The organism is Streptococcus bouchesdurhonensis, assembly GCF_948472335.1.
Genome location: NZ_CAOKTW010000007.1, coordinates 45,030 through 66,351, shown reverse-complemented (window position 1 = coordinate 66,351; position 21,322 = coordinate 45,030). Strand labels below are relative to the sequence as shown.

Here is a 21,322-nt window from a genome sequence, read left to right as displayed (position 1 = left end):
GAGAGGTGACCTATGTTTTTTAAATTATTAAGAGAAGCTCTTAAAGTCAAGCAGGTTCGATCAAAAATTTTATTTACAATTTTTATCGTTTTGGTCTTTCGTATCGGAACTAGCATTACAGTTCCTGGTGTGAATGCCAATAGCTTGAATGCTTTAAGTGGATTATCCTTCTTAAACATGTTGAGCTTGGTGTCGGGGAATGCCCTAAAAAACTTTTCGATTTTTGCCCTAGGAGTTAGTCCCTATATTACTGCTTCTATCGTTGTCCAACTCTTACAAATGGATATTTTACCGAAATTTGTAGAGTGGGGAAAACAAGGGGAAGTAGGTCGAAGAAAATTGAAATCAAGCTACTCGTTATATTGCCCTTGGTCTAGCCTTTGTGCAATCTATCGGGATTACAGCTGGTTTTAATACCTTGGCTGGAGCTCAATTGATTAAAACTGCTTAACTCCCAAGTTTTTCTGACGATTGGTATCATCTTAACAGCTGGTAGTATGATTGTCACTTGGTTGGGAGAGCAAATTACAGATAAGGGATACGGAAATGGTGTTTCTATGATTATCTTTGCCGGGATTGTTGCCTCAATTCCAGAGATGATTCAGGGCATCTATGTGGACTACTTTGTGAACGTCCCAAGTAGCCGTATCACTTCATCTATCATTTTCGTAATCATTTTGATTATTACTGTATTGTTGATCATTTATTTTACAACTTATGTTCAACAAGCAGAATACAAAATTCCAATCCAATATACTAAGGTTGCACAAGGTGCTCCATCTAGCTCTTACCTTCCATTGAAGGTAAACCCTGCTGGAGTTATCCCTGTTATCTTTGCCAGTTCCATTACTGCAGCGCCTGCGGCTATTCTTCAGTTTTTGAGCGCTACAGGTCATGATTGGGCTTGGGTAAGAACAGCACAAGAGATGTTGGCAACACTTCTCCAACTGGTATTGCTATGTATGCTTTATTGATTATTCTCTTTACATTCTTCTATACGTTTGTACAGATTAATCCTGAAAAAGCGGCAGAGAACCTACAAAAGAGCGGTGCCTATATCCATGGAGTTCGTCCTGGTAAAGGTACAGAAGAATATATGTCTAAACTTCTTCGTCGTCTTGCAACGGTTGGTTCTCTCTTCCTTGGTGTGATTTCCATTTTGCCGATTGCAGCTAAAGATGTATTTGGTCTTTCTGATGTTGTTGCTTTTGGTGGAACAAGTCTTTTGATCATTATCTCTACAGGTATCGAAGGAATCAAACAATTGGAAGGTTACCTATTGAAACGTAAGTATGTTGGTTTCATGGATAGAACAGAATAAAAGTATTTACTGATATCTTCGAAAATCTCTTCAAACCACGTCAGCTTTATCTGCAACCTCAAAGCAGTGCTTTGAGCAACCTGCGGCTAGCTTCCTAGTTTGCTCTTTGATTTTCATTGAGTATGAAGCAGTAAATGCTGAGATATGAATTGGAGGTTTAACTCTAACATTAGTGAGAGTTTGGTCTCCCCTCTTCTATTTTGTTTTTAAATAGGGGTGAAAAGACTTTTTGCTTCTATTTAAAAATAAAATAAGGAGATCAGATCATGAATCTTTTGATTATGGGCTTACCTGGTGCAGGTAAGGGAACTCAAGCAGCAAAAATCGTAGAACAATTCCATGTTGCACATATCTCAACAGGTGATATGTTCCGCGCTGCAATAGCAAATCAAACTGAAATGGGTGTTCTTGCTAAGTCATACATTGACAAGGGTGAATTGGTTCCTGATGAAGTTACAAATGGAATCGTAAAAGAACGTCTTTCACAAGATGATATTAAAGAAACAGGATTCTTATTGGATGGTTACCCACGTACAATCGAACAAGCTCATGCCTTGGACAAAACATTGGCTGAACTTGGCATCGAACTGGAAGGTGTTATCAACATCGAAGTGAATCCAGACAGCCTCTTGGAACGTTTGAGTGGCCGTATCATCCACCGCGTATGGAGAAACTTTCCACAAGGTCTTTAACCCACCAGTTGACTATAAAGAAGAAGATTACTACCAACGTGAAGATGATAAGCCTGAGACAGTCAAACGTCGTTTGGATGTGAATATTGCTCAAGGGGAACCAATCATTGCTCACTACCGTGCCAAAGGTTTGGTTCATGACATCGAAGGTAATCAAGATATCAATGATGTCTTCTCAGATATCGAAAAAGTATTGACAAATTTGAAATAAAGCGTTTTTCACACTTGCAAAAATCCGCTACAAATGTTATACTGAGATAGTCTGACTTATAATTGTTGTCTCTGTGTCTAGAGGCATCGAATCGAAATTTATGGAGGTGCTTTTGCGTGGCAAAAGACGATGTGATTGAAGTTGAAGGCAAAGTAGTTGATACAATGCCGAATGCAATGTTTACGGTTGAACTTGAAAATGGACATCAGATTTTAGCAACAGTTTCTGGTAAAATTCGTAAAAACTATATTCGTATTTTAGCGGGAGATCGTGTTACTGTCGAAATGAGTCCATATGACTTGACACGTGGACGTATCACTTACCGCTTTAAATAATCGAAAAACTTGGAGGGATAAGAAATGAAAGTAAGACCATCGGTCAAACCAATTTGCGAATACTGTAAAGTTATTCGTCGTAATGGTCGTGTTATGGTAATTTGCCCAGCAAATCCAAAACACAAACAACGTCAAGGATAAGATAGAAAGGAGAAAACATGGCTCGTATTGCTGGAGTTGACATTCCAAATGACAAACGTGTAGTAATCTCATTGACTTATGTTTATGGTATCGGACTTGCAACATCTAAGAAAATTTTGGCTGCTGCTGGAATCTCAGAAGATGTTCGTGTACGTGATCTTACATCAGATCAAGAAGATGCTATCCGTCGTGAAGTGGATGCAATCAAAGTTGAAGGTGACCTTCGTCGTGAAGTAAACTTGAACATCAAACGTTTGATGGAAATCGGTTCATACCGTGGTATCCGTCACCGTCGTGGACTTCCTGTCCGTGGACAAAATACTAAAAACAACGCTCGCACTCGTAAAGGTAAAGCTGTTGCGATTGCTGGTAAGAAAAAATAATATAGGAGGTAAAAGTCTTGGCTAAACCAACACGTAAACGTCGTGTGAAAAAAATATCGAATCTGGTATTGCTCATATTCACGCTACATTTAATAACACTATTGTTATGATTACTGATGTGCATGGTAATGCAATTGCTTGGTCATCAGCTGGTGCTCTTGGTTTCAAAGGTTCTCGTAAATCTACACCATTCGCTGCTCAAATGGCTTCTGAAGCTGCTGCTAAATCTGCACAAGAACACGGTCTTAAATCAGTTGAAGTTACTGTAAAAGGTCCAGGTTCTGGTCGTGAGTCAGCTATTCGTGCGCTTGCTGCCGCTGGTCTTGAAGTAACAGCAATTCGTGATGTGACTCCAGTGCCACACAATGGTGCTCGTCCTCCAAAACGTCGCCGTGTATAATCATCGCATTACACTGCTTTTCGTTTAAGAGGGAGTAACTAAATGATCGAGTTTGAAAAACCAAATATAACAAAAATTGATGAAAATAAAGATTATGGCAAGTTTGTAATCGAACCACTTGAACGTGGCTACGGTACAACTCTTGGTAACTCTCTTCGTCGTGTACTTCTAGCTTCTCTACCAGGAGCAGCTGTGACATCTATCAACATTGATGGTGTGTTACATGAGTTTGACACAGTTCCAGGTGTTCGTGAAGACGTGATGCAAATCATTCTGAACATTAAAGGAATTGCAGTGAAATCGTACGTTGAAGACGAAAAAATCATCGAACTGGATGTTGAAGGTCCTGCTGAAGTAACAGCTGGTGACATTTTGACAGATAGCGATATTGAAATTGTAAATCCAGATCATTATCTCTTTACAATCGGTGAAGGTTCTTCCCTAAAAGCGACTATGACTGTTAACAGTGGTCGTGGATATGTACCTGCTGATGAAAATAAAAAAGATAATGCACCAGTTGGAACACTTGCTGTAGATTCTATTTATACACCAGTTACAAAAGTCAACTATCAAGTGGAACCTGCTCGTGTAGGTAGCAATGATGGATTTGACAAATTAACCCTTGAAATCTTGACAAATGGAACAATTATTCCAGAAGATGCTTTAGGGCTTTCAGCACGTATTTTGACAGAACATCTTGATTTGTTTACAAATCTTACTGAGATTGCTAAGTCAACTGAAGTGATGAAAGAAGCTGATACTGAATCTGACGACCGTATTTTGGATCGTACGATTGAGGAACTGGACTTGTCTGTGCGTTCATACAACTGTTTGAAACGTGCCGGTATCAATACTGTGCATGATTTGACAGAAAAATCTGAAGCAGAGATGATGAAAGTACGAAATCTTGGACGCAAGAGTTTGGAAGAAGTGAAACTCAAACTCATTGATTTGGGTCTTGGATTAAAAGATAAATAAAGGAGGAATACATGGCTTACCGTAAACGACGCACTAGCTCACAACGTAAAGCAATGCTTCGCGATTTGACAACTGACCTTTTGATCAACGAATCAATCGTGACAACTGAAGCTCGTGCTAAAGAAATCCGTAAAACTGTTGAAAAAATGATTACTCTAGGTAAACGTGGTGATTTGCATGCACGTCGTCAAGCAGCTGCTTTCGTACGTAATGAAATCGCATCTGAAAACTATGATGAAGCAACTGACAAGTACACTTCTACTACAGCACTTCAAAAATTGTTCTCAGAAATCGCACCTCGTTATGCTGAACGTAACGGTGGATACACTCGTATCCTTAAAACTGAACCACGTCGTGGTGATGCAGCACCAATGGCGATCATCGAATTAGTATAAAATCATCAATTTTGTTGAGTGTTATGATGATGGAGTCTTGTGCTCTTAGTCTAGCTCTGGTCTACCGCTAGGATTTCGGTCCTAGCGGGAACACTCATCATAAGTTGGGATAGTAGACGCTTGTTTACGAAATTGTTTTTTTTAAGAACAACTTCGTAAGCAGGCGTTTTTGAGTATTTTCGTTAGAATTATGCTATACTAATTGAAAAGAATCCTGTTTAATGTTCAGGTTTCCTATTAAAAGAAGAATTGGAGTTTGCTTATGAAAGCGATTATAACTGTTGTTGGTAAAGATAAATCTGGAATTGTTGCAGGTGTTTCTAGTAAAATTGCAGAATTGGGTTTGAACATTGATGATATCTTCTCAAACTGTTTTGGATGAATATTTTACGATGATGGCTGTCGTCTCTAGTGATGAAAAGCAAGATTTTACCTATCTTCGTAATGAATTTGAAGCTTTTGGGCAAACTTTGAATGTGAAAATCAATATTCAGAGTGCAGCGATTTTCGAAGCTATGTATAATATCTAGGAGGTTATCATGGATATTAGACAAGTTACTGAAACCATTGCTATGATTGAGGAGCAAAACTTCGATATCAGAACTATTACCATGGGGATTTCCCTTCTGGACTGTATCGATCCAGATATCAATCGTGCTGCAGAGAAAATTTATCGAAAGATTACGAGCAAGGCCGCTAATTTAGTGGCTGTTGGTGATGAAATTGCGGCTGAGTTGGGAATCCCTATCGTTAATAAGCGTGTATCGGTGACTCCTATTTCTCTGATTGGAGCAGCGACAGATGCGACGGACTACGTGGTTCTGGCAAAAGCGCTTGATAAGGCTGCGAAAGAGATTGGAGTGGACTTTATTGGTGGTTTCTCTGCCTTGGTACAAAAAGGTTATCAAAAGGGAGATGAGATTCTCATCAATTCTATTCCTCGTGCTTTGGCTGAAACGGACAAGGTATGCTCGTCAGTCAATATCGGCTCAACCAAGTCTGGTATCAATATGACGGCTGTCGCAGATATGGGACGTGTTATCAAGGAAACGGCAACTCTATCTGATATGGGGGCAGCTAAGTTGGTTGTATTCGCTAATGCTGTTGAGGACAATCCATTTATGGCGGGTGCCTTCCATGGTGTTGGAGAAGCAGATGTTATCATCAATGTCGGAGTTTCCGGTCCTGGTGTGGTGAAACGTGCTTTGGAAAAAGTTCGTGGACAGAGCTTTGATGTAGTAGCCGAAACAGTTAAGAAGACTGCCTTCAAAATCACTCGTATCGGTCAATTAGTTGGTCAGATGGCTAGTGAAAGACTGGGTGTGGAATTTGGTATTGTGGACTTGAGTTTGGCGCCAACTCCTGCAGTTGGAGACTCTGTGGCACGTGTCCTTGAGGAAATGGGGCTAGAGACAGTTGGAACACACGGAACGACGGCTGCCTTGGCTCTCTTGAATGACCAAGTTAAGAAGGGTGGAGTGATGGCCTGCAACCAAGTTGGTGGTTTGTCTGGTGCCTTTATCCCTGTTTCTGAGGATGAGGGTATGATTGCGGCAGTGCAAAATGGCTCTCTTAATTTGGAAAAACTAGAAGCCATGACGGCTATCTGTTCTGTTGGTTTGGATATGATTGCCATTCCAGAAGATACACCTGCTGAAACCATTGCGGCTATGATTGCGGATGAGGCTGCAATTGGTGTCATTAACATGAAAACAACAGCTGTTCGTATCATTCCAAAAGGAAAAGAAGGCGATATGATTGAGTTTGGTGGCCTATTAGGAACTGCACCTGTTATGAAAGTCAATGGAGCTTCGTCTGTTGATTTCATCTCTCGTGGAGGACAAATCCCAGCACCAATTCATAGTTTTAAAAATTAAGAAAATAGGAGAAATTTTAAGTTCTATTTAAGATTAGCTGTGTATACTATAATCATTAAATAAAGACCTCCTAATATTATTTGAAACAGATAACACTGATTTAGTTTGAATTTGATTTTCATCTAATATCTTTATTTAATAGAACTCCTAAACTTTTTCATAATAATCTCCTGCAAAAGTCGCCTGTATGGGTGGCTTTTGTTTTATCATCCATGATATAATAGAAGCAAACGGAGGACGAAAAATGGTAAAAGTACGATTGTATTTGGTACGTCATGGCAAGACCATGTGATTGGTCGCGCGCAAGGCTGGAGCGATACTCCCTTAACGGCTGAAGGTGAGCGAGGGATTCAAGAATTAGGGATTGGTTTGCGAGAATCTGGTCTACAGTTTGAGCGCGCTTATTCCAGTGATTCTGGGCGCACCATTCAGACAATGGGAATCATTCTTGAAAAACTTGGCTTGCAGGGGAAAATCCCTTATCGCATGGACAAGCGTATCAGAGAATGGTGTTTTGGAAGTTTTGATGGAGCTTACGATGGCGATCTTTTTATGGGTATTATTCCTCGTATCTTTAATGTGGACCATGTTCACCAATTGTCTTATGCTGAACTGGCTGAGGGCTTGGTAGAGGTTGACACAGCTGGTTGGGCTGAAGGATGGGAAAAACTCAGTGGCCGAATTAAGGAAGGCTTTGAAGCGATTGCCAAAGAAATGGAAGAACAAGGTGGGGGCAATGCCCTCGTTGTCAGCCACGGAATGACCATTGGAACCATTGTTTATCTGATCAATGGCATGCATCCTCATGGGCTAGATAATGGTAGCGTAACGATCCTTGAATATGAGGACGGCCAGTTTAGCGTAGAAGTTGTCGGCGACCGTAGTTACCGAGAACTAGGACGTGAGAAGATGGAGGAATCCTCTATTTAATCAGTCTAGACTTGCTTGCTCTGAACTAGGGATTTGATAAGAATATCAAGACAAGAAAAAACAGCCGAGGGTAATCCTTTCGGCTGTTTTTGATGGGGAAAACTAAAGTGTAATGCTATTGCTTTTAGAGATTTTCATAAACAAGAGCAAGGAAGCTACTGTTAGAATAGTCAAGATAGTTGACAAGGCTGCGGCTACACCGTAATTTCCTCTGAGAACCTCTGTATAAATGGCTACAGTCATTGTTCTTGTTTTGACATTGTAGAGGAGGATAGAAGTAGAGAGTTCTGAAATCATTGTGACCCAAGATAGGATGGCTCCAGAAATGATACCAGATAGCATCATTGGAGTTGTAATCTTAGCAAAGGTATTGAGACGACTACTTCCTAAGCTTTCAGCGGCTTCTTCAATACTTGGGGCTATTTGTTGCAAGCTAGCAACAGATGAGCGAATAGTATAAGGTAATCTTCTGACAGATAGGGACATAATCAAGATGAAAGCAGTTCCTGTAATCATAAGAAATCCACTTCCAAATAGGCCAGTATTGAAGGAAGAAATGAAGGCAATCCCTAGAACGGTTCCTGGTACAATATAAGGGACCATACTGAGGCTGTCAATTAAGTTTGTAAACAAATTCCGTTTTCTAACAGCTAGGTAGGAGATAAATGTTGCGAAAAGGACAACTAGGACTAAGGCAATCAAAGGGATACGAATAGTATTGAAAATAGCAGATCCCATACGATTGAAAGCTACCTTGTAACTGTTTAGAGAATAGCCTTTGACAAATACCATACCTGATGTTTTTAGGAAAGAGGTATAAATCAAGTAGATTTGAGGTAAAACAGAGATAAAGATAATTCCGTAGACTGTTGCATAAATGGCAGCCATTTTTCCTTTTGTAGTTTTTTTAGGCTCAATTGGATGGAGCGAATTCATGCTGAAACTGTAGCGGTTTGAATGTATTTTTGGATAAGGAAAATCGCCAAGGCAATGATAATCGCCATAATGGCTAAAGCAGATGCAAAAGCAGAATTTCCTCCAACCTCGCTAATGAATTGGGTATAAATCAAGACAGGGAAAGTCCGATATCCTTCACCAATCAACATAGGCGTTCCAAAGTCTGAGAATGCTCTCATAAATACAAGCAGGGCAGCAGCTAGTAAGGTTGGAACAAGGAGAGGTAAAACAACCGTTACGATACGCTTAAATCCGAAGGACCCCATGCTTTCAGCGGCTTCAAGTAGGGAATTGTCAATGCTTTTCATTGTTCCAGCAACGTATAGAAATACCAGTGGGAATAGTTGCAGTGTAAAGACAAGTACAATTCCTTTGAATCCATAAATATCGATAGCTGGAAGATGAAGAGAATTTGTCAGGAATTTAGTAATGACCCCATTTCGTCCCAGCAAGAGAATCCAGGAGTAGGCTCCCACGAAAGGAGCTGACATGGAAGCAATGATAATCAATATTTGTAGAAATTTCTTCCCCTTGAAGTCATACATAGAGAAGAGATAAGCTAATAGGGTTCCTACAACTAAGGAAGTGACAGTAGCGGTAATGGAAACCTTGAAACTGTTGACAAGTGTCTCAGAGTAGTAGGCTTTGCTAAAGAAAGTGACAAAATTAGCTAGTGAAAATTGTCCTTCATGTATAAGTGCTTGCTTGAGCACGGTAACGATAGGATAAACGAGAAAGACAAGATAGGTAAGAAAGATGAAGAAAGAGGAGGCTGTCCAAATATTTAGTTTTTTACGTTCCATGGTTGACTCCTTTTATCAGGTTTTGCGAACCATCTGCAGAAAAGACGTTTAATTTTTGAGTATTGATTCGTAGACGAATACGATCGCCTTTTTGTAGATCTTCTTCAAAAGTTGATTCTTCGCTAACTTGAATTTTTGAGGCAAAGCCTGTCTCGATGAAGTATTCAGTATTCAGTCCAAGATAGACGCTATCGCTAATAGTTCCTTCAATATCTCCAGATTCATCTTTGATAAACTCTTCAGGACGAATACTTACATGAATGGCTTGCTCCTCAGCCTGATCAAGAGCTGGCATTCGAAGAGCATAGCCATCTGAAAAGACGATATAAGCACCGTCGCTCCGTTTTTCAAGAGTGGCAGGGATGATATTTGTGCGTCCGATAAAGGTTGCTACAAACTCATTAGCTGGTTTATGATAGAGTTCTTTTGGTCGGCCGATTTGTTGAATCACCCCATCTTTCATAACAGCAATTTGATCTGAAATAGCCATCGCTTCTTCTTGGTCGTGGGTTACATAAACGGTTGTAATTCCTACTTCGTGTTGGATTTCTCGAATGGCTTGACGCATATCCAAGCGAAGTTTGGCATCTAGGTTACTAAGTGGCTCGTCCATGAGGAGAACACTTGGATTAACCGCTAAGGCACGTGCCAAGGCGACACGTTGTTGTTGTCCACCACTGAGTTTATCGGGCTTCCGATCCGCATATTGAGCAATTTGCATGAGTTCAAGATACTTGTTGGTCTGTTGGATCAATTCTTCTTTTGGAACCTTCTTTTGCTTGAGACCAAAAGCGACATTATCTCGGACAGTCAAATGTGGGAAAATAGCGTAGTTTTGGAAAACCATGCCGATATTGCGTTTGCTGGGTTCCGTATTATTGATTTTTGTATCATCGAAGTAAAATTCTCCACCTTCGATACTGTTGAAACCTGCAATCATACGAAGAAGGGTCGTTTTCCCACATCCTGAAGGTCCAAGAAGGGTAAAGAGACTTCCTTTTGGAATTGTAATGTTCAAATTCTCAATAACAGTGACATCGTGGTAGATTTTTTTGGCGTTAATAATTTTGATCTCACTCATAGTGAACCTCTTTTACTGTTTAGATTGGATATCTGTAAAGACTTCGTTGTATTTTTAACAATATCTGATTTATTCTTGATGACATAATCATAATCTTCAGTGAGTGTTTTGATTTTGTCAATTGGTTTCATGTTTTCGCTTGTTTTAGCATTTTTACGAACAGGACGGTTAGTAGTGGTTGTACCAAGTGTATCTTGTACTTCTTGAGAGATAATAAAATCGATAAATTTCTTGGCATTTTCCATATTTTTGGCTTTTTTAACGATAGCAGCACTAGCAGGTAGGAAGACGGTTCCTTCTTTTGGATAGACTACCTTAATGTTAGCTCCGTCATTTAAGAGTTTAACTGCTGGATCTTCATAAGAGAGACCAACAGCCATTTCTCCGTCAGCGACTGCCTTATAGACACCAGATGAGCTTGAACCGATTTTACCATCAATAAGTGTGAAGAGATCTTTTACATAAGACCAAGCTTTATCGTCTTTGTAACCACCTTGAGCTTGTAGCATATTTGTTAATTGAGCAAAGGCGCTAGAAGAGTTTGCTGGGTCAGCAGTTGCAATTTTTCCTTTTAGTTCAGGTTTGAGAAGGTCGCTATATCCTTCGATGTTCATGCCTTTCGTTAAATCAGGATTGACGATTAAAACACTACCATCTAGTGTATAAGGTGTAGAGTAGCCAGTTGTGTTTTGATATTCTTTGATAACATTATCATTTTCTTTTGAAGTATAGTTTTCAAAGAGTTCTCCGTGGGTAGCATATTGTGTATAAGAACCACCAAAGATGACATCAGCTACAGGAGCTTCTTTTTCTGACTCTAGTTTTTTGAAAAGTTCTCCAGTACCAGCTTGAATCAGTTCTACTTTGATACCATTTTTCTTCAAAGGCAGGAATAGTTGCTCCGATTAAGCCCTCTGAGTTTGGTGAATAAACGACTAGCGAACCGCCGTCTCCTTTATCAGATGAACCGCCATCGGCAGATTCATTAGAAGAACAAGCAGCAAGACCAAAAAGAGCTAGTCCTCAAGCAGCATAATACATCCATTTCTTTTTCATGATGGATACCTCCGTGTTATTTAAGTTTATTTTAAAACAGTGTAAGCGTTTTTAAAACCGACAATTCTATTCTATTAGAGTAAAATTCTCTACAAAAAGAAGAATAGCTTATTTTACTATTCTTCCGAGTGATTTCAATTCCTTTGGGGAAATATGGAGATACTTTTTAAATACTTTGGCAAAATATTTATAGTCTGAAAATCCAACTTGGTCAGAGATGTCGCTTAGAGGGGAGTTGGGAGATTCAGCCATCTTATCTATAGCTTGTTTCAGACGATATTGTAAGATATATTCATTTAGCGTCATGGGGAAGTCTTCTTTGATAACCTTATATAGATAGCTTTCGCTATAGTTTAAAGCTTCAGCAATAGTCGCAATCGTAAAATGCTCTGCATAATGCTTGTGGACAAAGGAAATAATTTGTTGAATGATTTGGTTTTGTGTATCAACCTGTTGGATAGAGGTGAGTAAAGTTTGATATTCTTCTAAAAAGGAGTTTCTTGATAGGTGCTACCTTGTAATCGCAAAACAATGTTTTGAAGACATTCTGTCAATTCCTTGGTGTCAATTGGTTTGGATAAGAAATCAACTGCTCCATATTGCATGGCTTTTTTGGCATTTTGAAAATCGTTATAACCTGATAAGATAACTTTTTCATAGGAGAAGGGTACGAGTGGCTTCAAACATCATAAAAGCATCCATAATTGGCATTGTGATGTCTGTTAAGACAATATGAGGTTCTTTTTCTTGGATGAGTTTCATTCCCTCTTGACCGTGACTGGCAGTTCCTACGACTTGGATGCCTAGGGCAGAGTAGTCTACGGCAATCTCTAGCCATTTTCGGATGAGGTGTTCGTCTTCTACGATAATGAGCTTAAACATGAGTTAGTCCTTTCGTTACAAATTTGACCCAAGTTTCTCCTTGGCGATTGACTCCTAAATCTAGCTGGACATCAGAAAAGAAATTGCTCAATCGTTTGTAGCTGTTCACGATGCCATGCTGGGTATGAGGGCTCTCTAAAGAGTCTAAAATAGCGAGTCGCTCTTGTTTGGTGAGCCCTCCAGCATTATCCTTGACTAAAAAAGTCAGAGAATCTGCTTTCAAGGTAATTTGGATATCAATATGAAGATCAATACGGTATTGCATCCCATATTTTATAGCATTTTCTACTAGAGGAAGCAAGAAAAGTTTAGGGATAGGCTGATTATCGACAGTTTCTGGGCAAACAATATCATAGGAAAAGTGCTCGAAACGAATCTTATGAATCATCAGGTAATCCTCTATAATCTTCAAATCTTGACAAATGGTTGTTTTTTTCTAAATCGGTGATACTGTAGCGAAGAATGCGCGTGAGATTTTGAATTAGGTCTTGTGTGAGGGCGGCATCCATTAAAGAAGTGATTTTAATCGTCTCAAGTGTATTGTAGAGAAAATGAGGATTGAACTGAGCTTCCAGCATTTTTCTTTCAAAAATCCATTTTTCTTTTTCTATGGTCAACATTTTTTGATGAAGTTCTAATTCGTACAACATATTGTTGATTTTTTCTGCCATAAATTCAAACTCATCACCTGTTTGTAGAGAAAGCCTTTTTTCTGCTTGTTTGGGAATTTCTTGAAGTTGGTAAACCAAACTTTCAATGGGAACAGCGTTGTGTGTGGCAATTTTATGAGCAATTCGTCTCGCTTGCCAGAAGTAGAGGAAGAATATACATAAGGTGAGGACGGAGGCTAGGCCGAGTAAGCTAGGAATGGGAAAAAAGGATTGAAAAGTATAGATTGAAAAAATAGCACCGACTTTTTCTTTTTGAGCAATAAGCGGTTCATTCGCATACCAGTGGGTGCGAGAGTGTAGGAGTTTTTCATCCAATTTTTCAAGAGTGGAACGAGTAAACTGATTTGTGTTGTTGGAAAACATATTTCCAAAGCTATCGGTAATGATGTATTTGGAATTGATCATTGGGAAACTTGAGATGAAATCATTCTCATTTACGAAAGCAATAGTATAGGCCTTAACTCGTTGGTTTTGAAGTAGTGGTTTGATAAAGAGTGTGTAGTGTTGCTTGTCTGAAGAGAGAGCAATTTTTTCTGTCACTTTATCTTGAGAAGGATTTTGAATGAGTAGTTTTAGATAGTAGGGTGATAAAATACTTTCTTGATGATTTCGATTGGTACTAAATAGTAATTCACCTGTATCGTTTAGAATAATGAGGTCAGAACTAAGCTTCAATCTAGCTTTTGTCTCGTAAAATAAGCTAAAGACTTCTCTCTCTGTGTGTTTGCCGTCCAAAAATTCAGGAATCATTTTATAGTTCATAGTGGTCAGGAGCTCATTATTTGCTTCTTTCATTTCTTGAACCTGTTTGACAATCTGTCTCGTATCTTTGGAGAGTTGTTGCTTTTGTAAAAAATAGGAAAAACCAAAAAGTAAAATGAGTAGTAAGAGAGAGGTCACAAAGGCTGCGATAGAGCTTCTATGGAGAATTTCTTTTTGGAGAGATTTTTTAAAGGAATGAGACATCCGCTACCTCCTTGGAAGGGTTTTCTGTTATAAGTATAGCAGTTTAAAAATTTTAGAGCAAGGTAAAATAGAAAAGTATAGAATAGAACGAGACCAAATTCCCTCAAAAATGGTATAATAGTAACATCACAAAATTGGAGAGAGACCATGAGTTTTTATAATCATAAAGAAATTGAGCCTAAGTGGCAGGGCTACTGGGCAGAACATCATACATTTGAGACAGGTACAGATGCATCAAAACCGAAGTTTTATGCTCTTGATATGTTCCCTTATCCATCTGGAGCGGGTCTGCACGTAGGACACCCAGAAGGTTATACTGCAACCGATATCCTCAGCCGCTACAAACGTGCGCAAGGCTACAATGTCCTTCACCCAATGGGTTGGGATGCTTTTGGTTTGCCTGCAGAGCAATATGCTATGGATACTGGTAATGACCCAGCAGAATTTACAGCGGAAAACATTGCCAACTTCAAACGTCAAATCAATGCGCTTGGATTTTCTTATGACTGGGATCGTGAAGTCAACACAACAGATCCAAACTACTACAAGTGGACTCAATGGATTTTCACCAAGCTTTACGAAAAAGGCTTGGCCTATGAAGCGAAGTGCCAGTAAACTGGGTTGAGGAATTGGGAACTGCCATTGCCAATGAAGAAGTGCTTCCTGACGGAACTTCTGAGCGTGGAGGCTATCCAGTTGTCCGCAAACCAATGCGCCAATGGATGCTCAAAATCACGGCTTACGCAGAGCGCTTGCTCAATGACTTAGATGAACTAGATTGGTCAGAGTCTATCAAGGATATGCAACGCAACTGGATTGGTAAATCAACTGGTGCCAATGTAACTTTCAAAGTAAAAGGAACAGACAAGGAATTTACAGTCTTTACTACTCGTCCTGACACACTTTTCGGTGCGACTTTCACTGTCTTGGCTCCTGAACATGAATTAGTAGACGCTATCACAAGTTCAGAGCAAGCAGAAGCTGTAGCAGACTATAAACACCAAGCCAGCCTTAAGTCTGACTTGGTTCGTACAGACCTTGCTAAAGAAAAAACAGGGGTTTGGACTGGTGCTTATGCCATCAACCCTGTCAATGGTAAGGAAATGCCAATCTGGATTGCGGACTATGTTCTTGCTAGTTATGGAACAGGTGCGGTTATGGCTGTGCCTGCCCACGACCAACGTGACTGGGAATTTGCCAAACAATTTGACCTTCCAATCGTTGAAGTACTTGAAGGTGGAAATGTCGAAGAAGCTGCCTACACAGAGGATGGCCTGCATGTCAATTCAGACTTCCTAGATGGACTCAACAAAGAAGACGCTATTGCCAAGATTGTGGCTTGGTTGGAAGAAAAAGGCTGTGGTCAAGAGAAGGTTACCTACCGCCTCCGCGACTGGCTCTTTAGCCGTCAACGTTACTGGGGTGAGCCAATTCCAATCATTCATTGGGAAGATGGAACTTCAACAGCTGTTCCTGAAAGTGAATTGCCGCTTGTCTTGCCTGTAACCAAGGATATCCGTCCTTCAGGTACTGGTGAAAGTCCACTAGCTAACTTGACAGATTGGCTTGAAGTGACTCGTGAAGATGGTGTCAAAGGTCGTCGTGAAACTAACACCATGCCACAATGGGCTGGTTCAAGCTGGTACTACCTCCGCTATATTGACCCGCACAATACTGAGAAATTGGCTGATGAGGACCTCCTCAAACAATGGTTGCCAGTAGATATCTACGTGGGTGGTGCGGAACATGCTGTACTTCACTTGCTTTATGCTCGTTTCTGGCATAAATTCCTCTATGACCTCGGTGTTGTTCCGACTAAGGAACCATTCCAAAAACTCTTTAACCAAGGGATGATTTTGGGAACAAGCTACCGTGACCACCGTGGTGCTCTTGTGGCAACCGACAAGGTTGAAAAACGTGATGGTTCCTTCTTTCATATAGAAACAGGGGAAGAGTTGGAGCAAGCGCCAGCCAAGATGTCTAAATCGCTCAAGAACGTTGTTAACCCAGACGATGTGGTGGAACAATACGGTGCCGATACCCTTCGTGTTTATGAAATGTTTATGGGACCACTCGATGCTTCGATTGCTTGGTCAGAAGAAGGTTTGGAAGGAAGCCGTAAGTTCCTTGACCGAGTTTACCGTTTGATTACAAGTAAAGAAATCCTTGCGGAAAACAATGGTGCTCTTGACAAGGTTTACAACGAAACAGTCAAAGCTGTTACTGAGCAAATTGAGTCTCTCAAATTCAACACAGCTATTGCCCAACTTATGGTCTTTGTCAACGCGGCTAACAAGGAAGAAAAACTTTATGTAGACTACGCCAAAGGCTTCGTTCAGTTGATTGCCCCATTTGCACCTCACTTGGCAGAAGAACTTTGCAAACAGTTGCAGCAACAGGTGAGTCAATCTCTTACGTAGCTTGGCCAACATGGGACGAAAGCAAACTAGTTGAAGACGAAGTCGAAATTGTTATCCAAATCAAAGGAAAAGTCCGTGCTAAAGTCATGGTTGCTAAAGACCTATCACGCGAAGAATTGCAAGAAATTGCTCTAGCGGATGAAAAAGTCAAAGCAGAAATTGACGGTAAGGACATCGTGAAAGTGATTAGTGTACCGAATAAATTGGTTAACATTGTTGTGAAATAAAAAGAAGTAACTCTAGAGTATGAACTTTAGAATAGGTCAGAATGAATAGATTAGTGAACGATAGCAGGAAGTGTGAAATTTTATTATTTAAGATTTCTATTATTGTAGTGTCAGTTATAGTATTAGTAATGTCAATAGTGGGTGCATATTATTTTAAAAATTGTCTTTGGGACAAGGAAAGTTTAAATTTGACACTCACTTTAGACACTCTCTTTGCAGTTTTTATTACTTTCTTTAGTTTTTCAAATGATAAATCAAGCAATATTTTTGGAATATCTCCAAATGAAATTATAAGGACACAGTCTGAAGTGTATCAATTTTTATTTACAAAATCTTTTGCAACTCTATTAATAGTGACAATTTGTTATCCATTATTCATTATTTTGGAGCCAAAAATTTAATAGTTTCTTTTAATGAAACTTATCCTCGTATTCAATCCAGTGTTGGTATCATGTGGCTACCACTGTTTGGTATTCTGATAATCTATTTTATTTGGCTCTTAATAGAGGGATTAAAATATATCAGAAAAATAAATTATATTATTCAAAATAGGGAAATAATCTATTTTTATTCGCAGGTAAAAGTTGTAGATAAACTTACTGATTCTGAATCGAAAAAATACGGTGAATATATTGATTTGTACGAATCGTGTCGTCAGAACAATTTAAGTGTTCTACTTAACTTTCTTCAAAATTCGGATGATAAACGAGGAGTTATTGCTAGTAACTCAGTGAGAATTATGTTTGAATCTTTGGATAAAGCAGACCAAATTGCGGCCCTGAATATTTGTAGAAACTATGTAGCACGAGAAAATGTTTTAAATAAAGAAGATGCAGAAAAATTGTTAAATGAAATTGATAAAAACTTGAAATTAGCAGATAGGACAATTCAAATAGAGTTGAGTAAAAAGTTTGAAAAGTGAAACAAGGAGAAAGCTATGCCAGTAAATGAATATGGTCAGATGATTGGTGAGTCAATGGAAGGTTATACACCAGGTGCACTGCCTTCTATTGATTTCTTAGAAGGGCGTTATGCTAGGATAGAGGCTCTCTCGGTAGAAAAACATGCGGAGGATTTGCTAGCTGTTTATGGCCCTGATACTCCTCGGGAGATGTGGACCTATCTTTTTCAGGAGCCAGTAGCAGATATGGGGGAGCTGGTTAGCCTTTTAAATCAGATGTTGGCTCGTAAGGACCGTTTTTACTATGCAATCATAGACAAGGCGACTGGTAAGGCTTTGGGAACTTTTTCTCTCATGCGCATTGACCAGAATAACCGAGTAATAGAAGTCGGAGCAGTCACTTTTTCTCCAGAGCTAAGGGGTACACGGATAGGAACTGAGGCTCAGTATCTCCTAGCTCGCTATATTTTTGAGGAGCTAAACTATCGTCGCTATGAGTGGAAATGCGATGCTCTTAACCTGCCATCCAGACGAGTTGCGGAGCGTTTGGGATTTGTCTATGAAGGAACCTTCCGCCAGGCGGTGGTTTATAAGGGACGGACGAGGGATACGGATTGGTTGTCTATGATTGATAAGGACTGGCCTCAAGTCAAAGATCGTTTGGAAACATGGCTGCGTCCTGAAAATTTTGATAAAAATGGACAGCAGTACAAGAGCTTGAGAGAACTTTAAGAGGTGTTGAGATGATTACTATTAAAAAGCAAGAAATTGTCAAGCTAGAGGATGTTTTGCATCTCTATCAGGCTGTCGGTTGGACAAATTATACCCATCAACCAGAGATGCTGGAGCAGGCCTTATCGCATTCATTAGTAATTTATCTGGCACTTGATGGTGATGCTGTGGTGGGCTTGATTCGTTTGGTAGGAGATGGATTCTCATCAGTTTTTGTACAGGATTTGATTGTTTTACCAATCTATCAGCGTCAAGGGATTGGTAGTGCCCTAATGAAAGAGGCCTTAAAAGATTACAAAGATGCTTATCAAGTCCAGCTGGTGACAGAAGAGACAGAAAAAAACGTGGGATTTTATCGTTCTATGGGCTTTGAAATCTTATCCACCTATAATTGTATAGGGATGACTTGGGCGAATCGAGAAAAATAACAAAACTTGTTTTTTCTTAAGCAAAGTTTAAGGATGGTCTAGTATTATATAGTCATTAAATAAAGACCTCCTAACTTTATTTAATGAAATCCTAAAACTTTTTTTTATCATAATCTCCTAATGAAGTCACCTAATCAGGTGGCTTTTTGTGAGGTGATAGTGATAGTGATTTTCTGCAAAATGGTAGAATCTGAGAAAAAGTTAAGCTAGTTTTAAGCTTCGTCTTGTATCATATAGTTATTAAATAAAGACCTCCTAACTTTATTTAATAAAATCCTAAACTTTTCTTTTTCATAATAATCTCCCTAAACTCCACCCAATCAGGTGGAGTTTTTTGGCTCTATTTCAGGCTTTTCGGAAGTTTTCTAAATATCATTTTTCAATAGCTTTCTCTAAATCTTATAAACTTTATTGGACAGATTCTAAAGTTGGAGAAGCTGAATGGATGAGGATATAAACCTTTGACAAATTTTGTGAACTATGGGATAATAAAGAGGAATTGAGTACTAGTTCTATATCATAGGCTAGAAAAGACCCCAAGCTCACGTCCAAATAAGCTAGGGGTCTTTTTTGACACTATTTGTCCTTGTTTAGCCATTTATCGACTAATCGAAGAACGACACCGACCACAATTGGTCCGATGATAGTTTTGAGTACTAATTCCATCATGGGCTAATTCACCTCCTTTCGTAGGCGGTGTAGCAGTGCCGAACAATATTATACCACATAAGTGCTAAACTCGGGAGTCACCCAATCGGGTGGCTTTTTTGTTTGTGGCTTGGTTTTTTGATATAATAGAGCCATGAGTAGAATTTTAGACAATGAGATAATGGGGGATGAGGAGTTAGTAGAACGCACACTCCGTCCTCAGTATTTACGTGAATATATCGGGCAGGATAAGGTCAAGGATCAGCTCCAAATCTTTATCGAAGCTGCCAAAATGCGGGATGAAGCGCTGGATCATGTCCTTTTATTTGGACCTCCAGGCTTGGGGAAAACGACCATGGCCTTTGTTATTGCCAACGAACTGGGTGTCAATCTCAAGCAGACGTCTGGGCCTGTCATTGAAAAAGCCGGAGATCTAGTAGCGATTTTGAATGACTTAGAGCCTGGGGATGTCCTTTTTATTGATGAGATTCATCGCTTGCCCATGTCTGTGGAAGAGGTGCTTTATAGTGCCATGGAGGACTTCTACATTGATATCATGATTGGTGCTGGTGAAGGCAGTCGCAGTGTTCATTTGGAGTTGCCACCTTTTACCTTGATTGGTGCGACGACTCGGGCTGGTATGCTCTCAAATCCGCTACGGGCACGTTTTGGGATTACAGGTCATATGGAGTATTATGCTCATGCTGACTTGACGGAAATTGTTGAGCGGACGGCAGATATTTTTGAGATGGAAATTACTCATGAGGCAGCGTCTGAGTTAGCCCTACGTAGCCGTGGGACCCCTCGTATTGCCAATCGTCTCCTCAAGCGCGTGCGCGATTTTGCCCAGATAATGGGGAATGGGGTGATCGATGATCTTATTACCGATAAGGCTTTGACTATGCTGGATGTTGACCATGAAGGTTTGGACTATGTGGATCAAAAAATCCTTCGTACCATGATTGAGATGTACAGTGGAGGACCTGTTGGTCTAGGAACTCTTTCTGTGAATATCGCCGAAGAGCGTGAGACAGTTGAAGATATGTATGAGCCTTACTTGATTCAAAAAGGTTTTATCATGCGGACACGGTCTGGACGGGTGGCGACTGCTAAGGCATATGAGCACTTAGGTTATGAATACATTGAAAAATAAGCAAGAAATCTTAGAGGCTTTTAGAGAAAATCCAGATATGATGGCCATTCTGACTATCATCCGAAACCTTGGTCTGAAAGATTCCTGGTTGGCAGCAGGTTCTGTCAGAAATTTTATCTGGAATCTCTTGTCAGACAAATCCCATTTTTGACTGTGAAACAGATGTAGATGTGATTTTCTTTGATCCAGATATTTCTTATGAGGAAACCTTGTCCCTAGAGAAAAAGCTGAGAGAGGACTTTCCTCAGTACCAGTGGGAATTGAAAAATCAAGTCTATATGCACCAGCACAGCCCTCATACTGCTCCCTATACCAGTTCCCGTGATGCTATGAGTAAGTATCCAGAACGATGTACGGCTGTTGGATTACGCTTGAATGAAGAATCCGTTTTGGAACTCTTTACTCCATACGCTTTGGAGGATATTTTGAATTTTCAAGTTCGTCCAACTCCTCATTTTTTAGAGAATGAAGACCGAATGGAATTTTATCGAACACGTCTATCCAAGAAAAATTGGCAGGAGAAATGGAAAAATTTGATTTTTAAAAATACTTAAGGAAACTTTAAGCTAGGAAGTGTATACTAAGTTCATAAGTTAAGAAGACCTTAACTTAAACTCCTAAAACTTTTTCATAATAATCTCCCTATAAAAAATAAAGTCGCCAAATCAGGCGGCTTATTTTTTTGAAAAATGGGCTTGGTGCCTGATAATAATACTCAATGAAAATCAAAGTGT

Annotated in this window: 16 protein-coding genes and 10 pseudogenes; 17 read left to right on the top strand and 9 right to left on the bottom strand. The window is 39.7% G+C overall.

Annotated features, from left to right (window positions below; translation table 11 throughout):
* Positions 1 to 12: 12 nt before the first annotated feature.
* From secY to QMQ21_RS11955, 11 genes and pseudogenes are all read left to right on the top strand, one after another.
* A pseudogene (secY, locus tag QMQ21_RS12005) lies at positions 13 to 1,321 on the top strand (preprotein translocase subunit SecY).
* Between the two features lie 266 nt (positions 1,322 to 1,587).
* Positions 1,588 to 2,224: pseudogene (locus QMQ21_RS12000) on the top strand (adenylate kinase).
* Positions 2,225 to 2,340: 116 nt separating this feature from the next.
* A complete protein-coding gene (gene infA / locus QMQ21_RS11995; RefSeq protein WP_001029883.1) occupies positions 2,341 to 2,559 on the top strand; it encodes a translation initiation factor IF-1 in 219 nt (72 codons plus the stop codon).
* A gap of 24 nt (positions 2,560 to 2,583) precedes the next feature.
* Complete coding sequence (gene rpmJ, locus QMQ21_RS11990; protein WP_001808836.1) at positions 2,584 to 2,700, top strand: 50S ribosomal protein L36; 117 nt, start codon at positions 2,584 to 2,586, stop codon at positions 2,698 to 2,700.
* A 17-nt stretch (positions 2,701 to 2,717) separates the two neighbouring features.
* Positions 2,718 to 3,083 (top strand): 30S ribosomal protein S13, encoded by a 366-nt coding sequence (rpsM, locus tag QMQ21_RS11985; RefSeq protein ID WP_000090781.1) that lies wholly within the window; start codon positions 2,718 to 2,720, stop codon positions 3,081 to 3,083.
* Between the two features lie 17 nt (positions 3,084 to 3,100).
* Positions 3,101 to 3,483 (top strand): annotated as a pseudogene (gene rpsK, locus QMQ21_RS11980) (30S ribosomal protein S11).
* 42 nt (positions 3,484 to 3,525) lie between these two features.
* The gene (locus tag QMQ21_RS11975) at positions 3,526 to 4,461 is read left to right on the top strand and encodes a DNA-directed RNA polymerase subunit alpha (protein WP_000568988.1); all 936 of its coding nucleotides are present in this window, start codon (positions 3,526 to 3,528) and stop codon (positions 4,459 to 4,461) included.
* Positions 4,462 to 4,472: 11 nt separating this feature from the next.
* Positions 4,473 to 4,856 (top strand): 50S ribosomal protein L17, encoded by a 384-nt coding sequence (gene rplQ, locus QMQ21_RS11970; RefSeq protein ID WP_261814522.1) that lies wholly within the window; start codon positions 4,473 to 4,475, stop codon positions 4,854 to 4,856.
* A gap of 262 nt (positions 4,857 to 5,118) precedes the next feature.
* Positions 5,119 to 5,386 (top strand): annotated as a pseudogene (locus tag QMQ21_RS11965) (ACT domain-containing protein).
* A gap of 9 nt (positions 5,387 to 5,395) precedes the next feature.
* Positions 5,396 to 6,733 carry a PFL family protein gene (locus QMQ21_RS11960; RefSeq protein WP_284525357.1) on the top strand — a complete coding sequence of 446 codons (1,338 nt, stop codon included), beginning with the start codon at positions 5,396 to 5,398 and terminating at the stop codon, positions 6,731 to 6,733.
* A gap of 244 nt (positions 6,734 to 6,977) precedes the next feature.
* Positions 6,978 to 7,663, top strand: a pseudogene (locus QMQ21_RS11955) (histidine phosphatase family protein).
* Positions 7,664 to 7,765: 102 nt separating this feature from the next.
* On the opposite strand, the pseudogene QMQ21_RS11950 reads toward QMQ21_RS11955, so the two are convergent.
* From QMQ21_RS11950 to QMQ21_RS11915, 8 genes and pseudogenes are all read right to left on the bottom strand, one after another.
* Positions 7,766 to 9,423, bottom strand: a pseudogene (locus QMQ21_RS11950) (ABC transporter permease).
* Positions 9,413 to 10,504 carry an ABC transporter ATP-binding protein gene (locus QMQ21_RS11945; RefSeq protein ID WP_261814517.1) on the bottom strand — a complete coding sequence of 364 codons (1,092 nt, stop codon included), beginning with the start codon at positions 10,502 to 10,504 and terminating at the stop codon, positions 9,413 to 9,415. Before QMQ21_RS11945 ends, QMQ21_RS11950 begins: the two are co-directional and overlap by 11 nt.
* A 12-nt stretch (positions 10,505 to 10,516) precedes the next feature.
* Positions 10,517 to 11,560 (bottom strand): annotated as a pseudogene (locus tag QMQ21_RS11940) (ABC transporter substrate-binding protein).
* A gap of 108 nt (positions 11,561 to 11,668) precedes the next feature.
* Positions 11,669 to 11,929, bottom strand: coding sequence for a helix-turn-helix domain-containing protein (locus QMQ21_RS11935; RefSeq protein WP_261814572.1), 261 nt, complete (start codon positions 11,927 to 11,929; stop codon positions 11,669 to 11,671).
* 116 nt (positions 11,930 to 12,045) lie between these two features.
* Positions 12,046 to 12,243 carry a response regulator gene (locus tag QMQ21_RS11930; RefSeq protein ID WP_261814515.1) on the bottom strand — a complete coding sequence of 66 codons (198 nt, stop codon included), beginning with the start codon at positions 12,241 to 12,243 and terminating at the stop codon, positions 12,046 to 12,048.
* Positions 12,215 to 12,442 (bottom strand): response regulator, encoded by a 228-nt coding sequence (locus tag QMQ21_RS11925; protein WP_261814514.1) that lies wholly within the window; start codon positions 12,440 to 12,442, stop codon positions 12,215 to 12,217. The genes QMQ21_RS11930 and QMQ21_RS11925 overlap by 29 nt, the downstream gene beginning before the upstream one ends.
* On the bottom strand, positions 12,435 to 12,830 hold the full coding sequence (locus tag QMQ21_RS11920; RefSeq protein WP_261814513.1) for a sensor histidine kinase: 396 nt from the start codon (positions 12,828 to 12,830) through the stop codon (positions 12,435 to 12,437). The genes QMQ21_RS11925 and QMQ21_RS11920 overlap by 8 nt, the downstream gene beginning before the upstream one ends.
* Complete coding sequence (locus tag QMQ21_RS11915) at positions 12,820 to 14,079, bottom strand: sensor histidine kinase (protein ID WP_261814512.1); 1,260 nt, start codon at positions 14,077 to 14,079, stop codon at positions 12,820 to 12,822. Before QMQ21_RS11915 ends, QMQ21_RS11920 begins: the two co-directional genes overlap by 11 nt.
* 147 nt (positions 14,080 to 14,226) lie before the next feature.
* Here QMQ21_RS11915 and leuS point away from each other — a divergent pair.
* From leuS to QMQ21_RS11895, 4 genes and pseudogenes are all read left to right on the top strand, one after another.
* Positions 14,227 to 16,726 (top strand): annotated as a pseudogene (gene leuS / locus QMQ21_RS11910) (leucine--tRNA ligase).
* 41 nt (positions 16,727 to 16,767) lie between these two features.
* Positions 16,768 to 17,648, top strand: a pseudogene (locus QMQ21_RS11905) (hypothetical protein).
* Positions 17,649 to 17,663: 15 nt separating this feature from the next.
* The gene (locus QMQ21_RS11900; protein WP_001144903.1) at positions 17,664 to 18,359 is read left to right on the top strand and encodes a GNAT family N-acetyltransferase; all 696 of its coding nucleotides are present in this window, start codon (positions 17,664 to 17,666) and stop codon (positions 18,357 to 18,359) included.
* An 11-nt stretch (positions 18,360 to 18,370) separates the two neighbouring features.
* A complete protein-coding gene (locus QMQ21_RS11895; RefSeq protein WP_000628388.1) occupies positions 18,371 to 18,787 on the top strand; it encodes a GNAT family N-acetyltransferase in 417 nt (138 codons plus the stop codon).
* Positions 18,788 to 19,363: 576 nt separating this feature from the next.
* Here the strand turns inward: QMQ21_RS11895 and QMQ21_RS11890 are convergent.
* Positions 19,364 to 19,456 (bottom strand): type I toxin-antitoxin system Fst family toxin, encoded by a 93-nt coding sequence (locus QMQ21_RS11890; RefSeq protein WP_000970382.1) that lies wholly within the window; start codon positions 19,454 to 19,456, stop codon positions 19,364 to 19,366.
* Between the two features lie 133 nt (positions 19,457 to 19,589).
* On the opposite strand from QMQ21_RS11890, the gene ruvB reads away from it, so the two are divergent.
* Entirely contained in the window at positions 19,590 to 20,588 is a 999-nt protein-coding gene (gene ruvB / locus QMQ21_RS11885; RefSeq protein ID WP_261814510.1) for a Holliday junction branch migration DNA helicase RuvB, read from the top strand.
* Positions 20,569 to 21,142: pseudogene (locus QMQ21_RS11880) on the top strand (nucleotidyltransferase family protein). The gene ruvB and the pseudogene QMQ21_RS11880 overlap by 20 nt, the downstream one beginning before the upstream one ends.
* The last annotated feature ends 180 nt before the right edge of the window (positions 21,143 to 21,322 follow it).

Excerpts from the sequence above, each read along its gene's own strand:
- rpsM (WP_000090781.1), top strand. The coding sequence starts at position 2,718 with ATGGCTCGTATTGCTGGAGTTGACATTCCAAATGACAAACGTGTAGTA.
- QMQ21_RS11915 (WP_261814512.1), bottom strand. The coding sequence starts at position 14,079 with ATGTCTCATTCCTTTAAAAAATCTCTCCAAAAAGAAATTCTCCATAGA.
- QMQ21_RS11920 (WP_261814513.1), bottom strand. The coding sequence starts at position 12,830 with ATGATTCATAAGATTCGTTTCGAGCACTTTTCCTATGATATTGTTTGC.
- QMQ21_RS11975 (WP_000568988.1), top strand. The coding sequence starts at position 3,526 with ATGATCGAGTTTGAAAAACCAAATATAACAAAAATTGATGAAAATAAA.
- ruvB (WP_261814510.1), top strand. The coding sequence starts at position 19,590 with ATGAGTAGAATTTTAGACAATGAGATAATGGGGGATGAGGAGTTAGTA.
- QMQ21_RS11925 (WP_261814514.1), bottom strand. The coding sequence starts at position 12,442 with ATGTTTAAGCTCATTATCGTAGAAGACGAACACCTCATCCGAAAATGG.
- QMQ21_RS11945 (WP_261814517.1), bottom strand. The coding sequence starts at position 10,504 with ATGAGTGAGATCAAAATTATTAACGCCAAAAAAATCTACCACGATGTC.
- QMQ21_RS11900 (WP_001144903.1), top strand. The coding sequence starts at position 17,664 with ATGCCAGTAAATGAATATGGTCAGATGATTGGTGAGTCAATGGAAGGT.
- QMQ21_RS11960 (WP_284525357.1), top strand. The coding sequence starts at position 5,396 with ATGGATATTAGACAAGTTACTGAAACCATTGCTATGATTGAGGAGCAA.
- rplQ (WP_261814522.1), top strand. The coding sequence starts at position 4,473 with ATGGCTTACCGTAAACGACGCACTAGCTCACAACGTAAAGCAATGCTT.
- QMQ21_RS11890 (WP_000970382.1), bottom strand. The coding sequence starts at position 19,456 with ATGATGGAATTAGTACTCAAAACTATCATCGGACCAATTGTGGTCGGT.
- QMQ21_RS11895 (WP_000628388.1), top strand. The coding sequence starts at position 18,371 with ATGATTACTATTAAAAAGCAAGAAATTGTCAAGCTAGAGGATGTTTTG.
- rpmJ (WP_001808836.1), top strand. The coding sequence starts at position 2,584 with ATGAAAGTAAGACCATCGGTCAAACCAATTTGCGAATACTGTAAAGTT.